Below are 1,590 nucleotides of genomic sequence, written 5' to 3'. Positions count from 1 at the left end.
CATTGTCCAAAAAGACTGACGAATAAATCCAGACAAAATACCCTCAAATAACTCGGTTTTTTTAGATGCATTCTTGTAAAAAAATGGGGGGATGCGAATAAATCAATGATAAACTTGACAGGGTATATTCCATTTACTAACAATAGAATTTAATAAATAAATGTAAAAGGAGTAAACTTATGAAAAAGATATTGATGGCGATTTTACTTGGCTTTGTGATCTTATCATTAAGTTGCAGCTGGGACAATAACGATGATGGTCCAAAATCTATGGAGGACCTTGAAGTTGATCCTTATTTTCCATTTAATACGGATCGTCAGGTTTCTATTGATATTTCCGGTCCACTTAATACGGATTGCGAGTTCTATTTGGAATACAATGGTGAATTCGACCCTGAGAATCCGGACACAACCCTTTTGGAAGAACTGATTATCGAAACTGAAACTGATTCAATAGATGGCACATTTACTTGTGAATTTCCTATTCCAACTTATAAGAATAACATTTACTTAAAGTATTTTGACGAGATAAAAGAATTGACAATTCATAATCTCGACGGGCAAACGGGTGAAATTATTGACTCTTTTTCTGTTCCAGAAAAATGGAAAGGCAAAAATTTCGAATCAAAGTGTTTTGCTATTTGGTACTATTACCCTTCAAGAAATAGTTTTGGGACATTAATGTTTGAAGATTTATGGCCAAGCAAGGGTGATTACGATATGAACGATCTGGTTGTGGATTATAAAATGATTGAAAAATATTATCGACGACCCTATTTTCACGTACCTGGTATTGGTTGGTTTTATAGAATTTATGCGATTGAAGCAACTTTCCGTTTACGAGCTGTTGGTGCCGGATATACTCTTGCTTTTGCTATGCAACTTCCGAATCTTTGTTCTATTTCCGGCGAAGTAACTTCTGATCTTCCACAAGGAATAACAATTGAAACTGATAATAACACACTGATACTGGTAGGAGATGCTCATGATGCTTTTGATTCATCCCTTTCCGGTTCATGGATAAATACAAATGAATCCGACCCATATTATCCAATAGTAGAATTTACCGTGAACATTCCCATAGAGTATGTTCCTGCAAGCGATCCCGCTTGGTCACAATGGGATAATGATAGACTTAATCCAATTTATAATCCACCCTATAATCCCTTTATCTATCCGCAAGGAAATCGTGATCAAGAGATTCATTTATCCAATTACCCCCCTACCGATTCAATGAATTATGCCCTATTTGGTACTGGAGATGATGCGAGTGATCCTCAAAATGAAATTTATTATAAAACCAGCAATGGATTGCCCTGGGCAGTTCATATAACAAAAAGCACAGTGTATCCGATTGAGACAAAGCAAATAACATCTGCATTCCTTTATTTCGGGGAATGGGCAGAAAGCGGTGGTTCTAGCCATGATGATTGGTATGAAGACAATTCCGGTTATCGTGATAATTCAAACATTTATTCTGCTCCCTAATAAGCACAAATAAACATTTCTTATCATTAATCCTCTGGTGTAAAACTCAGGGGATTTTTTTTTGCAGACTGAAAAAATCAGGCGGATAAGCATAAATTAATTA

General features: G+C 35.8%; 1 protein-coding gene. It reads left to right on the top strand.

Annotated elements, in window-relative coordinates; all coding sequences use genetic code 11:
* The first annotated feature begins 179 nt into the window (after positions 1-179).
* A complete protein-coding gene (locus U9P79_09755; GenBank protein MEA2104906.1) occupies positions 180-1,487 on the top strand; it encodes an LruC domain-containing protein in 1,308 nt (435 codons plus the stop codon).
* Positions 1,488-1,590: the final 103 nt, after the last annotated feature.

Source organism: Candidatus Cloacimonadota bacterium, assembly GCA_034661015.1.
GTDB lineage: Bacteria > Cloacimonadota > Cloacimonadia > JGIOTU-2 > JGIOTU-2 > JAYEKN01.
The sequence above is the reverse complement of the archived record's forward strand: the minus strand, read 5'-3'. Positions and strand labels throughout refer to the sequence as shown.